Source organism: Kitasatospora sp. NPDC048286 (assembly GCF_043201735.1).
GTDB lineage: Bacteria > Actinomycetota > Actinomycetes > Streptomycetales > Streptomycetaceae > Kitasatospora.
This window is the reverse complement of record NZ_JBICZE010000014.1, coordinates 51,041-64,716: the sequence shown is the minus strand read 5'-3', so window position 1 is coordinate 64,716 and position 13,676 is coordinate 51,041. Positions and strand designations below refer to the sequence as shown.

10 protein-coding genes and 1 other RNA gene are annotated in these 13,676 nt (G+C 72.5%); 1 reads left to right on the top strand and 10 read right to left on the bottom strand.

All coding sequences use genetic code 11. The features are described 5' to 3' along the window. Window positions 1-88: 88 nt before the first annotated feature. From ACGF13_RS29800 to ftsE, 7 genes are all read right to left on the bottom strand, one after another. Window positions 89-1,561: an NAD-dependent malic enzyme gene (locus ACGF13_RS29800; RefSeq protein ID WP_392880930.1), complete on the bottom strand. Its 1,473-nt coding sequence runs from the start codon at window positions 1,559-1,561 to the stop codon at window positions 89-91. 355 nt (window positions 1,562-1,916) lie between these two features. Beyond that, window positions 1,917-4,220 (bottom strand): HelD family protein, encoded by a 2,304-nt coding sequence (locus ACGF13_RS29795; RefSeq protein WP_392880928.1) that lies wholly within the window; start codon window positions 4,218-4,220, stop codon window positions 1,917-1,919. A 152-nt stretch (window positions 4,221-4,372) separates the two neighbouring features. Beyond that, window positions 4,373-4,754: a transfer-messenger RNA gene (ssrA, locus tag ACGF13_RS29790) on the bottom strand. Between the two features lie 86 nt (window positions 4,755-4,840). Continuing rightward, complete coding sequence (gene smpB, locus ACGF13_RS29785; RefSeq protein ID WP_045695776.1) at window positions 4,841-5,317, bottom strand: SsrA-binding protein SmpB; 477 nt, start codon at window positions 5,315-5,317, stop codon at window positions 4,841-4,843. A 64-nt stretch (window positions 5,318-5,381) separates the two neighbouring features. Continuing rightward, window positions 5,382-6,518 carry a S41 family peptidase gene (locus tag ACGF13_RS29780; RefSeq protein ID WP_392880925.1) on the bottom strand — a complete coding sequence of 379 codons (1,137 nt, stop codon included), beginning with the start codon at window positions 6,516-6,518 and terminating at the stop codon, window positions 5,382-5,384. 113 nt (window positions 6,519-6,631) lie between these two features. Beyond that, window positions 6,632-7,543, bottom strand: coding sequence for a permease-like cell division protein FtsX (gene ftsX / locus ACGF13_RS29775; protein WP_392880923.1), 912 nt, complete (start codon window positions 7,541-7,543; stop codon window positions 6,632-6,634). Between the two features lie 77 nt (window positions 7,544-7,620). After that, window positions 7,621-8,310 (bottom strand): cell division ATP-binding protein FtsE, encoded by a 690-nt coding sequence (gene ftsE, locus ACGF13_RS29770; protein ID WP_030059730.1) that lies wholly within the window; start codon window positions 8,308-8,310, stop codon window positions 7,621-7,623. A gap of 350 nt (window positions 8,311-8,660) precedes the next feature. Between ftsE and ACGF13_RS29765 the strand changes: the two genes are divergently transcribed. After that, a complete protein-coding gene (locus tag ACGF13_RS29765) occupies window positions 8,661-8,855 on the top strand; it encodes a hypothetical protein (protein WP_359904255.1) in 195 nt (64 codons plus the stop codon). Window positions 8,856-9,014: 159 nt separating this feature from the next. On the opposite strand, the gene prfB is transcribed toward ACGF13_RS29765, so the two are convergent. The 3 genes from prfB to ACGF13_RS29750 form a co-directional block, all read right to left on the bottom strand. Then, window positions 9,015-10,130 (bottom strand): peptide chain release factor 2, encoded by a 1,116-nt coding sequence (gene prfB / locus ACGF13_RS29760; protein WP_392880921.1) that lies wholly within the window; start codon window positions 10,128-10,130, stop codon window positions 9,015-9,017. A gap of 116 nt (window positions 10,131-10,246) precedes the next feature. Further along, entirely contained in the window at window positions 10,247-11,500 is a 1,254-nt protein-coding gene (locus ACGF13_RS29755) for a serine/threonine-protein kinase (protein ID WP_392880919.1), read from the bottom strand. A 268-nt stretch (window positions 11,501-11,768) separates the two neighbouring features. Further along, a complete protein-coding gene (locus ACGF13_RS29750) occupies window positions 11,769-13,676 on the bottom strand; it encodes a protein kinase (protein WP_392880917.1) in 1,908 nt (635 codons plus the stop codon).

Here is a 13,676-nt window from a genome sequence, read left to right as displayed (position 1 = left end):
TGTGTCGCAAGGGTTCGGGGCGGGCTGGACAGGTATGCTCACTATTCGTACATTTGAGCGATCTACGGCACGTCGCCCGATCCGGCCGTCAGAGCTTGACGGTGGGGAACGCGGAGGTGTCGAGGGTGCCGACGATGCCGGGGGTCGGACGGGCCGGCGCCGGGGCCTCCTGGGCCCCCGCGAGGGCCGCCTCGCGCACCGCGGAGGCGACGGTCTTGGCCACGTCCTTGTGGAACACGCTCGGGATGATGTAGTTGGCGTTCAGCTCGTCGGCGGCCACGGTGGTGGCCAGCGCCCGGGCGGCGGCGATCATCATCTCGGTGTTGACGGTGCGGCTCTGGGCGTCCAGCAGGCCGCGGAAGACGCCCGGGAAGACCAGCACGTTGTTGATCTGGTTCGGGAAGTCGCTGCGGCCGGTGGCGACCACGGCGGCGGTCTGCCGGGCGATGGCCGGATCGACCTCCGGGTCCGGGTTGGCCAGCGCGAAGACGATCGCGTCCTCGGCCATGGTGGCCAGGTCGTCGCCGTCCAGGACGTTCGGGGCCGAGACGCCGATGAAGACGTCGGCGCCCGCCACGGCCTCCTTGAGGGTGCCGGTGCGGCCCGAGCGGTTGGTGTGCTCGGCGATCCAGCGCAGGCTCTCGGTGAGGTCCTCGCGGCCCAGGTGGACCACGCCGTGCACGTCCGCCACGGTGGCGTGCTCGACGCCGGCCGCCATCAGCAGCTTGAGGATCGCGGTGCCGGCGGCGCCGGCGCCGGACATCACCACGCGGATGTCGCCGATCTCCTTGCCGACCACCTTCAGCGCGTTGGTGAGGGCGGCCAGCACCACGATCGCGGTGCCGTGCTGGTCGTCGTGGAAGACCGGGATGTCCAGGGCCTCGCGCAGCCGGGCCTCGATCTCGAAGCAGCGCGGCGCGGAGATGTCCTCCAGGTTGATCCCCGCGAAGCCCGGGGCGATCGCCTTGACGATGGCGACGATCTCGTCGGTGTCCTGGGTGTCCAGGCAGATCGGCCAGGCGTCGATCCCGGCGAAGCGCTTGAACAGGGCCGCCTTGCCCTCCATGACCGGCAGCGCGGCCGCCGGGCCGATGTTGCCCAGGCCCAGCACCGCCGAGCCGTCGGTGACCACGGCGACGCTGTTGCGCTTGATGGTCAGGCGGCGGGCGTCCTCGGGGTTCTCCGCGATCGCCATGCAGACGCGGGCGACACCCGGGGTGTAGATCATGCTGAGGTCGTCACGGTTGCGGATCGGCAGCTTGGAGGACATCTCGATCTTGCCGCCGAGGTGCATCAGGAAGGTGCGGTCCGAGACCTTGCCGATCGACACGCCGTCGATCGCGCGCAGCTTCTCGACGATCTCCTCGCCGTGCGCGACCGAGGAGGCCGCCACCGTGACGTCGATCCGCAGCGCCTCCAGGCCGGAGGCGGTGACGTCGAGACCGGTCACCGAGCCGCCGGAGGACTCCACGGCCGTGGTGATCGCACTGACGGCGTTGCCCCGGGCCGGGACCTCCAGCCGTACCGTGATCGAGTTGGAGACACTGGGCACCGTCGCCATCGACGCTTCCTTCTTCCGTCTGTCCCGCAGGCTCAACATTTTGTTGAAGGCATCGCCTACGCATGCTAGACCTCGATCGTCGCACCTTCCTGGGGGAAGCCAGAAATAACGTTCATTGAGTGTGCGGATCCGACAATCCCGTCCGGCGCCCTCGGTCTCCCCCGCTCACTCCTTGCCTCTCCCGGCCGATGCGTTACATTGGACAGGCACCGGCTCGATCCAAGCCCCCGGGCCCAACCTTCGTCCCTTCGAGGGACCACTTGCCGCGAGGCGAGCATGGCGGGTCGGTGTACTAAACGTCTGAAGGCCCCTCACCATCCGGTGGGGGGCCTTCTTCCGTGGGCCTCGGGAACCGTCAGCCGTGCAGCAGCGCGGGCACGCCGGCCGCGTCCGGCAGGTCGTCCGGTCCGGAGAGCACGGTCAGCCGCTGGGTCGCGCGGGTCAGCGCCACGTACAGCACCCGCAGGCCGGCCTCCGACTCGCCGGCGATGCCGGTCGGGTCGGCCACCACCGTCGCGTCGTACTCCAGGCCCTTGGCCTCCAGGCTGCCCAGCGCCACCACGCGCTCGCCCAGGCCCTCGGCCCAGCCGGCCGCCTCCTCCCGGCGGTCCATCGGCACCACGATCGCCACGGTGCCGTCCACCTCGGCCAGCAGCCGCTCCAGCTCGGCCCGGGCGGCCTTGCCGAAGGCCTCCGGCGAGGGGTCGGTGGTGGCCGCGAAGCGCGGCTCCACACCGACGTGGCGCACCGCGCTCGGCGACGGGGTGCCCGGCGCGGCCAGCGCCAGCACCTTCGCCGCGACCTCGGCGATCTCGGCCGGGTTGCGGTAGTTCACGGTCAGCGTGAAGCGGCGGCGCGGCTTGCCGGAGAGCACCTCGTCCAGCGCGGCCTGGGCCTCCTGCGGGAACGGCCAGGAGGACTGCGCCGGGTCGCCGACGATCGTCCAGGTGGCCATCCGGGACCGGCGGCCGATCATCCGCCACTGCATCGGGGTGAGGTCCTGCGCCTCGTCCACGATGACGTGCGCGTACTCCTTGCGCTCGACCGGCTGGCGGTCCCGCTGGCGGGTGCTGCGGTCGGCGAAGGTGGTGACCTCCTCCAGGCCGCTCAGCAGGTCCACCGCGTCCACCTCGCGGACCTTCGGGCGGGCCGGCTCGCCGAGCAGCACCTGGAGCTCGTCGACGAGCGCGACGTCGTGCGCGGACAGCGCGCCCTCGCCCCGCGCGGACAGGTGGCGCCAGGAGGCGGCCAGCAGCCTGGCCTCGTCCGGGGTGACGGCGCGGCGGGCGATCCGGTTGATGTGCCGGTGCTGGCGCAGCGTGCCGAGCACCCCGCGCGGGGTCAGCGCCGGCCACCAGGCGGCCAGGAAGTCCAGGAACGACGCCTCGTCCGAGACGTACTCGTCGAAGGACTCCTTCTCCTCCTGGCGCTGCTCCCGGGCGTAGTGGTCGGTGGGCTTCGGCAGGTCCCGGGTGACCTGCTGCCACAGGGCGTCCAGCAGCAGCCTGCGGGCGCGCGGGCGCAGCAGGTTCAGCGGGGTGCCGCCGGAGCCCACCACGTTGCCGCGCACGGCCTTCAGCCGGGAGGCGTCCAGCTTCAGCACCTCGCCGCGGGCGACGACCTTCAGCTCCTGCGGCGCGCCCAGCTCCAGCGCCGCGCGGGCGGCCCGGCGCAGCAGGTGCACCATCCGGGCCGAGCCCTTGACCCGGGCCGCCTCGGGGGTGTCGTAGGTGCCCGCCTCGATGCCGTCCACCAGCGAGCCGACCGCCCGGACGGCGACCTGGCCCTCCTCGCCCAGCGCGGGCAGCACGCCCTCGGTGTAGGACACCAGCAGCGGGGTCGGCGAGACCACCAGGATGCCCCCGGCGTAGCGGCGGCGGTCCTGGTAGAGCAGGTAGGCGGCGCGGTGCAGGGCGACGGCGGTCTTGCCGGTGCCGGGGCCGCCGGTGACCAGGGTGGCGCCCGCGGCGGCGGCGCGGATCACCTCGTCCTGCTCCCTCTGGATGGAGGAGACGATGTCGCGCATCGAGTGGCTGCGGGCGCGGCCCAGCGAGGCCATCAGCGCGCCGTCGCCGACCACGGCCAGCTCCTCGCCGTCCAGGGTCGGGGTGAGGTCGGGGCGCAGCAGGTCGTCCTCGACGCCGATCACCTTGCGGCCCTTGGAGCGGATCACCCGGCGGCGGATCACCCGGCCCGGCTCGACGGGGGTGGCGCGGTAGAACGGGGCGGCGGCGGGCGCGCGCCAGTCGATCACCAGCGGACCGTACTCGGCGTCCAGCACGCCGAGGCGGCCGATGTGGAGGGTCTCGGCGACGGCCGGGTCGGCCGGGTCGAGCGGGGTGTTCGACGGGATGCCGTGCTCCTCCGGCGCGTCGGCCCGCTGGAGGTCGATCCGGCCGAACAGGAAGTCCTCGAACTCGTTGTTCAGGCGCTGGAGGTGGGCGCCGGCGCGGTAGACCTGGGCGTCGCGTTCGGCGAGCGCGCCGGGGGTGCCGACCTGGACCCGCTTGGCGGCGTCCTCCAGGATGTACTCGGCCTCGGCGAGCTTCTCCTCCAACCGGTGGTAGACGGTGTCGAGGTGCTGCTGCTCACCGGCGATCTCGCGCGTGCGGACGGTCTCGTGATCGGCCGTGGGGGTGGTGTCCGTGTTGCTCTGCATGGCCTCGGTGGTTGCGGCGGAATCCGGCTCCGGAAAACGAGCGGACGGATGATCCTACGCCGCGACCCCCCGGCCGCGCTGCTCCGGAACGTACAAAAATCGAAGGCCGCCCTCCGCTGGAGCGGAGAACGGCCTTCGGTGTGAACATGGGGTGGTGGAGATGCCGGGAATCGAACCCGGGTCCAGTGGAGTTAATTCAGGGCTTCTCCGAGCGCAGTCCGCTGTGCTTTTCTCGGCCCTGGCGGTCACACGGACAAGCCGCCAACAGGCCCAGCTGCTGTTTGATTTCCCATCCGCCCTCGCAGCCCGGGCGGACGGTTGAGTTCCCTAGATTATGCCAGGGTCCGGGTCGGGAACCCCCCGGTCTGACACCCAAGCGCTATCGGTGCTTATTAGGCAGCGAGAGCGAACTGCTGGGAATCGCGCTTAGTGTTGGCGATTATTTTTTTGCGACACGTGGTTAACGAGATCATTGCCGCGTTCCTCGGCTCGCTTCCCCTGTTTCAACATCCCCTGTCGAAACCGATCATCCCCATGTTTTTTTGAGAAACAGCTCGGACGGTGATCGTCCGTGTTGCTTGCGCCATAGTACGCGAGGCGACGGGCGAGGGTCCAGCGGATTAACCCTGGCGTCGGCGTGCCGCCGCCACCGCGCGGGCCGTCTCGCGGGTGTCCTGCTTCTCGCGCAGCGTCTGGCGCTTGTCGTAGAGCTTCTTGCCGACCGCGAGCGCCAGTTCGAGCTTCACCCGGCCGTCCTTGAAGTACAGCGAGAGCGGGACCAGGGTGTGACCCGCGTCGCGGACCTTGGTCTCGATCTTGCGGATCTCCAGCTTGTGCAGCAGCAGCTTGCGCTTGCGCCGGGCCGCGTGGTTGGTCCACGTCCCCTGGGTGTACTCGGGGATGAAGACGTTGTCGATCCACGCCTCGTGGTTCTGGATGTAGGCGTAGCCGTCGACCAGGTTGGCCCGCCCCTCGCGCAGTGACTTGACCTCGGTGCCGGTGAGTACGAGGCCGCACTCGTAGGTGTCGAGGATCGTGTACTCGTGTCGCGCCTTCTTGTTCTGCGCGATCAGCTTCTGTCCGGTTTCCTTTGCCATAGCGCGGCCATTCTCGCACTTCGACGCCGGATCGGGCAGCTGCTTTAGGGCCGGGTGCCGGGCTTCAGGCGCGGGTGCCGAGCCCCGAGAGGACCCGCAGGGCGAGGGTGTCGGCCTCCTCGCCCGATCCCGCCGGGACGTCGGGGGTGAGGCCGGTGCCGTCCAGGGAGCGGCCGGCCGGGGTGTAGTAGCGGCCGACGGTCAGTTCCAGCACGGCGCCGTCGGCGAGCCGGCTGGGCTGCTGGACGGTGCCCTTGCCGAAGGTCCGCGAGCCCACCACCACGGCGCGGCTGCGGTCCTGGAGGGCGCCGGCCAGCAGTTCGGCGGCGCTCATCGTGCCGCCGTCCACCAGCAGCACCAGCGGGGTGCGCTGGTCGCCGCCGGGCGGGGCGGTCAACTCCCTGGTCCCGCCGCGCTCCTGGTACGAGCCGACCGCTCCGCCGTCCAGGAAGATCCCGGCGGTCTCGGCCGCCTCGTCGACCAACCCGCCGGAGTTGCCGCGCAGATCGAGCACCACGCCGGTGTGCGGGGCGCGCAGGGCGGCGCGCACCTGGTCGGCCACGCCGCTGGTGAAGGCGCGCACGGTCACCCGCAGCACGCCCTTGCCCAGCTGCTCCGCGGTGACCTGCCGGCTGTCCAGCAGCACGCGCCGCAGCCGCAGTTCACGCTCCTGCCCCTCACCGCGCCGGACGGCCAGGGTGACCTCGGAGCCGGCCCGGCGCTCCTCGCCCTGGCCGCGCAGCCGCGCGACCACCTCGGTGACCGGCAGGTGGTCGGCCTGGTCCCGGCCGATCCGCACGAGCCGGTCGCCGGGGGCGATCCCGGCCGCGGCGGCCGGGCCGCCCGGCGCGACCTGGGAGACCTCGGTGACGCCGTCCTGGCCGCGGCCGACCGAGAGGCCGACGCCCGGGTACCGGCCGTCCAGGCCCTGGCTGAACTCCGCGTACTCCTGGGCGCTGTAGTACGCGCCCCAGCGGTCGCCGCCGGCCGCCAGCAGGTGCTCGGCCTGCTGCTCGGACAGGGCGGCGCCGGCCGGGTCCGCCGGGAGCCCGCCGCCGGCCCGGACGGTGTCGGCGGAGGGGCGGTGCGGCGGGTCGCCCGGGTCGCCCCAGGCCCCGGTGGCCGCGCCGGCCAGCAGCACGGCGCCGAACACCAGGCTGAGCGCGGCCACCTGGCGGGCCCTGCGCGGAGTTTGCAGCATGGCACCGGAGTGTAGACACCGCTCCGCACGGGACGAACCGGAACGAAGGCCCCCGGAACGCCGACGGCCCCGGACGGCGCAGTGCCGTCCGGGGCCGTCGAGGCGGTCCGGGATCAGACCTTGAGGTACTTGCGCAGCGTGAAGAACGCCGCCACACCGGCCATGCCCATACCCACCACGATCAGCAGCGGTATCACCGCGAGCACCGAGCCGAGCCCGATGAAGTGGATGAACTGCACCCGGTCGGCCAGCCAGTTCTGGACGAAGAAGTGCCCGCCGAGCAGCAGCCCGGAGGCCATCACCGCGCCGAGCAGCGCCGAGAAGGCCGCCTCGGCGATGAACGGCATCTGGACGTAGAAGTTCGACGCACCGACCAGGCGCATGATCCCGGTCTCGCGCCGTCGGCTGTACGCCGACACCCGGACGGTGTTGACGATCAGCAGCAGGGCGACGAACAGCATCAGCACCATGATCACGAAGGCCGCCGTCTGGAGGCCGTTCAGCAGGCCGAACAGGTTCTCCAGGATCTTCCGCTGGTCCTCGACCGACTTGACGCCCGGCTTGCCGGCGAAGGCGCTCTGGATCACGTCGTACTTGGTCGGGTCGTTGAGCTTGACCCGCCAGGACTGCGGCATGGCGTCCGGGCCCAGGACGGAGATGAGCGGGTTGTCCGGGTTCATCTCCTTCCAGTGCTTGTACGCCTCGGCCGAGCTCTCGTAGGTCGAGGACTGGACCACCGAGGTCATCTTGTCCAGCTGGTCCTTGATGTCCTGGACCTGCTGGTCGGTGGCCGCGCCCTTGTCGCACTGGGGCGAGTTCCGGGCGTCCGCCTTGGTGCAGAAGTAGATGCTCACCTCGACCTTGTCGTACCAGTACCCCTTCATGGAGTTCACCTGGTCGCGGACCAGGAGCGAGGAACCGGCGAGGGCGAGGGAGAGCGCGACACTGACCACGACCGCGATGGTCATGGTCAGGTTGCGTCGGAGACCCACACCGATCTCCGACAGGACGAACTGGGCACGCATGCGGAAACAACTCCAGGGTCGGTACTGCTCTGGTCTGGCGGGCCGGGCCGACGGCCCTACGGGTCAGCGCCGGTCGGTCAGTGCTGGTACCCGTAGACGCCGCGGGCCTGGTCGCGGACGAGCAGCCCCTTGTCGAGCTCGATGACGCGCTTGCGCATCTGGTCGACGATGGCCTGGTCGTGGGTGGCCATCAGCACCGTGGTGCCGGTGCGGTTGATGCGGTCGAGCAGTTTCATGATGCCGACCGAGTTCTGCGGGTCGAGGTTGCCCGTGGGCTCGTCCGCGATGAGCAGCATCGGGCGGTTCACGAAGGCACGGGCGATCGCCACGCGCTGCTGCTCACCACCGGACAGCTCGCCCGGCATGCGGTCCTCCTTGCCGCCGAGGCCGACCAGCTCCAGCACCTCGGGCACCACCTTGTTGATGGCGCTCTTGGGCTTGCCGATCACCTCGAGGGCGAAGGCGACGTTCTGCGCGACCGTCTTGTTCGGCAGCAGACGGAAGTCCTGGAAGACGGTGCCCAGCTGGCGGCGCATGTGCGGCACCTTCCAGTTGGACAGCTTGCCGAGGTCCTTGCCCAGGACGTGCACCGCACCGGTGCTGGGGCGTTCCTCGCGCAGGCACAGGCGCAGGAAGGTGGACTTCCCCGAGCCGGACGAGCCGACCAGGAAGACGAACTCACCCTTCTCGATCTCCAGCGAGACGTTGTCCAGGGCGGGACGGTTCTGCTTGGGATAGGTCTTGGAGACGTTGTCGAATCTGATCACGGCTGCATCACGGAGGCCATCCTAGGCGGCGCCAGTCCTCGGTCGGTCCGCCCCGGAGGCCCGGCCCGGGGGCGGGCGAAAGGAGCGCAGAGGGCCGCTCCCGGACTCGGACCATACGCGAATCGGCGACCGGCCCGCAGGGACCGCCCGTGACAACGACCCGGCCATGGGAGAGAATGTCCGCTTATGCCCTGAATATCGGAGGGCATCTCACAGCCCGGGAGCCGGAACCGCCGGAACCTGGCAGAGTGGAGGGAGCGACCGTGTCACGGTCGCTCCCCCGTACAGGGCAGCGCATGGAACCAAAGCCCCGTCCGGTGCGTTGGCAATAGCAGCGAGGAGGAGATCGCATGACCTGCGACCATCTGGTGTGCGCCAACTGCAACGGCCGCGTCAGCGACGGGCGTTGCCCGGTGTGCCGGGCGAACCGGGCCCGGCTTCAGGAGCAGCAGAGCCCGTTCGCCGCGCTCTCCCCCGCGATGCTGCTGGCCCTGCTGGCCGGCCTGCTCGCGGTGGCGCTGATCGCCCGGCAGGCACTGGCCTGACCCTTCCGGACACACGGGAAGGCCCCCGACCGCTGCGGTCGGGGGCCTTCTGCGTCGTGCGGTGACTGCGCGGTGACTACTCGGCGCTGGTCTCGCGCTGCTTGCGCCAGCGGATGCCGGCCTCGATGCTGTGCTTGATTTTCATCGAGGCCGCAATCCTCACGCCTCGTTCGAGGTCTCGCGCTGCTTCCTCCAGCGGATTCCGGCCTCGATGAAGCCGTCGATGTCGCCGTCCAGCACGGCCTGCGGGTTGCCGGCCTCGAACGCGGTGCGGACGTCCTTCACCATCTGGTACGGGTGCAGCACGTAGGAGCGCATCTGGTTGCCCCAGGAGCTGCCGCTGTCCTTGAGCGCGTCCATCGCCGCCTTCTCCTCCTGGCGGCGCCGCTCCAGCAGCTTGGCCTGGAGGACGTTCATCGCGGACGCCTTGTTCTGGATCTGCGAGCGCTCGTTCTGGCAGGAGACCACGATGCCGGTCGGGATGTGCGTGATGCGCACCGCCGAGTCGGTGGTGTTGACGCCCTGGCCGCCGGGGCCGGAGGCGCGGTAGACGTCCACCCGCAGCTCGCCCTCGTCGATGTCGACGTGGTCGGACTGCTCGACGACCGGGAGGACCTCGACGCCGGCGAAGGAGGTCTGCCGGCGGCCCTGGTTGTCGAACGGGGAGATGCGGACCAGGCGGTGGGTGCCCTGCTCGACCGAGAGGGTGCCGTAGGCGTACGGCGCCTTCACGGTGAAGGTCGCGGACTTGATGCCGGCCTCTTCGGCGTACGAGGTGTCGTACACCTCGGTGGGGTACCCGTGCCGCTCGGCCCAGCGCAGGTACATGCGCATGAGCTGCTCGGCGAAGTCGGCGGCGTCCACGCCACCGGCCTCGGCACGGATGTTGATCAGCGCCTCGCGGGCGTCGTACTCGCCGGACAGGAGGGTGCGGACCTCCAGCTCCTCGACCGCCTTCTGGAGGGCGACGAGCTCGACCTCGGCCTCGGCGCGGGTGTCCGCGTCGTCCTCGGCCTCGGCGAGCTCGAACAGCACGCCCAGGTCGTCGATGCGGCCGCGAAGGCCCTCGACCCGGCGCAGTTCGCCCTGGAGGAAGGAGAGCCGGCTGGTCACCTTCTGCGCGTTCGCGACGTCGTCCCACAGGGTGGGGGCGGCTGCCTCCTCCTCCAGGACCGCGATGTCGGCCCGGATCTTGTCCAGGTCGAGGACGGCCTCGATCGACCCCATGGTCGTATCGAGGTTCTTGAGCTCTTCGGAAGGATCGACGGCTGCCACGCCCCCAGGGTAATGGTTCCGGCAGTGGTCATGACGACACCCCCGGTTTCCCCGGAGTCACGGGCGCGGTCACCGTCACCGTACGGATGCGGCCACGGGCTCGGCCGCGGCCGCGGCTACGGCGCCCGCGGGGCCGTGCCCGACACCGCCGGACGGGTCGGGTGGCCGCCGTCCGGGACGGTGGCCGCGAAGGCCGTCCAGGCCGCGGCGGCGCCCGCCAGCAGCAGCACGGTGGCGATCAGCACGGCCAGCAGCCGGCGGCGGCGCAGCAGGGCCTGGCGGTCCCGGCGGTGGCCCGGGGCGACGCGCTGGGCGCGGGACTCGAGCGCGTACGCGGCCAACTCGTCGGCGGACGGGCGGCGCAGGCTGGTGTGGGTGTCCCGGGTGGAGTCCGGGGCGGCGCCGGGCACCAGCGGGACGGCCGGGCCGCGGCGGCGCTTGTGGGTGCCGGGGGCGGCGTCGATCTCGGCGTAGACGGCCTCGCCGGGGCTCAGCTGCTCCTCGGCGGGGGCGCGGCCCTGGCCCGGCACGGCGAGCACCGGCAGGCCGGCCAGCGAGGGCAGCTGCTCGCGCAGCCGGGCGGCCAGCTCGGCGGCGCGCAGCCGGGACGCGGGGGCCTTGGCCAGGCACTCCGAGATGATCCGCCACAGCCCGTCCGGCAGGCCCGGGATCGGCGGGACCTGTTCGGTGACGTGCCGGCGCAGCACCGCGCCGGTGTGGCCGCCGCCGAACGGGGTGAAGCCGGCCAGCAGCTCGTACAGCACGGTGGCGAGGGCGTAGATGTCGACGGCGGCGCGCGGCTCCAGGCCCTCGATGATCTCGGGGGCGAGGTAGTCGGGGGTGCCGATGATCCGGGTGGCCCGGGTGCGGCGCGGGGCGTCGACCAGGCGGGCCACGCCGAAGTCGGTGAGCTTGGCGCGCGGGGCGCCGCCCGGTCCGGGGGCGGCGGCGAGGTCGAGCAGGACGTTCTCCGGCTTGACGTCGCGGTGGACGATGCCGGCGGCGTGCGCGGCGGCCAGGCCGTCGGCGACGTCGGCGATGATCGAGGCGGCGGTCTGCGGCGGCAGCGCGCCGTCCCGTTCCAGCCGGGAACGCAGGTCGGTGCCCTGGACGAGCTCCATCACCAGGGCGAGGTCGCTGCCGTCCACCACCATGTCGCGCACGCCGACCACCCGGGGGTGGTCGAGGCTGGTCAGCGCGGTGCGCTCCTGGACGAAGCGGCCGACCAGCACCTGGTCGGCGGCGAGGTCCTCGCGCAGCAGCTTGACCGCCACCGGGCCGTCGGGCCCCTCGCCGAGCCAGACCGTCCCGGCCGAACCCCGGCCGATCACCTGGTGGACGGTGTACCGGCTGCCGATCTTGCGTGCCAATGCTGCTCCGTGGGCGGCGCGGGAGCGCTCCGGGGGTCCGGCGCGCTCGGTGGGGCGGGACAACAGCGACCAACCTACGCGTCCGGAGGCCCCGCGGGGGCCGCCCGGGGGGCCCTGAGCGGGAGTCCCGGCCGAGAAATCTCTCGAATTGTCGACATAGCGTCAATATTGCCGTCCGGGACGGACCTGAGCCCGGATCGGCTCAGGGCCCGGCCCGGATCCGCGCTCGCGCCGGCCCGGATCCGCGTTCGCGCCGGTCCGGACGGCGCTACTTGCCGAAGAAGCTGTTCACCCAGCCGCTCGCCGAGTCGAACCAGCCCACGACGTTGTCCCAGTACTGCGGCAGCGGCGTGAAGTTCCACAGCGCCACCCCGGCCACGGCCAGCACCAGCAGCACCATCAGGCAGCCCTTGAGGCAGCCGAGCCCCGGGATGTACATCCGGTTGCGGCTGCGCGGGCGCGGCTCGCGGGCCGGCGCGGGCTCGCGGCGGGCCGGTGCCGGCGGCTCCTCGCGGCGCTGCGGCGGGGCCTCCCGGTACTGCGGCGCAGGCGGCTCGGCCCGGCGCGGCACCGGGGTGGGCGCGGGCGGCGGCGGGTAGCCGCGCTGCGACTGCCCGTACCCGGCGGGGGCCTGCCGGTAGCCGCCGGGCGGCTGCGGACGGCCGCCCTGGCCGGGCTGGCCGCCGCGCTGACCACCCTGACCGCCCTGACCCGCCTGGTACGGCGGCGGGGCCACCGGCGGGCGCTGGGCGTAGCCGGGCGGGGGCGGGGACTGGCGGTAGCCGCCGGGCTGCTGCGGCCCGGGGCGGCCGCCCGGGGCGCCCTGGCCGGGGTGGCCGCCCTGCCCGGGGTGCCCGCCCTGCCCGGCCTGGAACGGCGGCGGGGCGACCTGCGGCTGCGGGAGGTCCTCGTAGTCCTCCGGACCGAAGTAGCCGACCTGGGTCTGCTGGTTGCGGTCCCGCGCCGCGCGCAGCTGGGTCTGCCACGGGTGCGGCGCCTCCTCCTGCGGCGGCGTCGCGGGCGGGGGCGGCGGCACGGCGGCGGGCGGCATCACCCGGGTGCGGTCCGGGGCGCCCTGCGGGGGCGCCGGCGGCGGCTGGGTGCCCATCACCCGGGTCGCCGCGGCCGGGTCGTACTGCGGCGGGGTCGACGGCAGCACCTGGGTGTGGTCCTCGGCGCCCGGGGCCGTCGGCGCGGCGGCCATGGCGCCCGGCAGCGTCGCGGGCGGCAGCGGCGATCCGGTGGAGGGGACGGCGGTGGGCTGCGGGTCCGGCAGCAGCAGGGCGCCGACCGCCAGCGCCTCGTCCACCGCCACCGGGGAGGCGTGCACGCCGACGCCGGCCGCGACCACCCGCAGCGCGTGGGCCAGCGAGGTGGCGCCGGGCCGCTGGGCCGGGTCCTTGCGCAGGCAGCGCTCGATCACCGTCCAGAGCGGCTCGGGCATGGTGCTGGGCCGCTGCGGCTCCTGGGCCAGGTGCGCCTGGAGCACGGCGAGCGCGCTGTCGCCCTGGAACGGCTGGCGGCCGGTGACCAGCTCGTACAGCATGATCCCGGCGCCGTACACGTCCACCGCGGAGGTCTGCGGACGGCCCTCGGCGGACTCCGGCGCGACGTAGGCGGGGGTGCCGACGAACTCGTGGGTGCGGGTGACGCCCGGGGAGTCGGCGAGCCTGGCGATGCCGAAGTCGGTCAGCAGCGGGTGCATCCGCTCGGCGCCGTCCACCACGGTGGAGGCGAGCAGCACGTTGGCCGGCTTGAGGTCCCGGTGGACGATCCCGTCCGCGTGGCTGGCCGCCAGCGCGTCCGCGACCTGGGCCATCAGCAGGGCGCCCGCGATCGGGCTGAACGGGCCGTTGGCGCGCAGGTAGCGGGCCAGGTCGGGGCCCTCCACCAGGTCCATCACCAGGGCCAGCAGCTCGCCCTCGACGACCAGGTCGCGGACCCGCACGATGTTGGGGTGGGTCAGCCGCAGCAGCAGCGAGCGCTCGCGCAGGAAGCGCATCACCACGTCCGGGTCGGCGGCCAGCTCCTCGCGCAGCACCTTGATCGCGACCCGCTGCCCGGGCACGCAGCCCTGCACCTGGACGTCCTCGCGCACCACGCCGCGCCAGACGGTCCCGGTCGCACCCCGCCCGAGGGTCTCATCCAGCAGATATTTGCTGCCGACTGGCCGCAC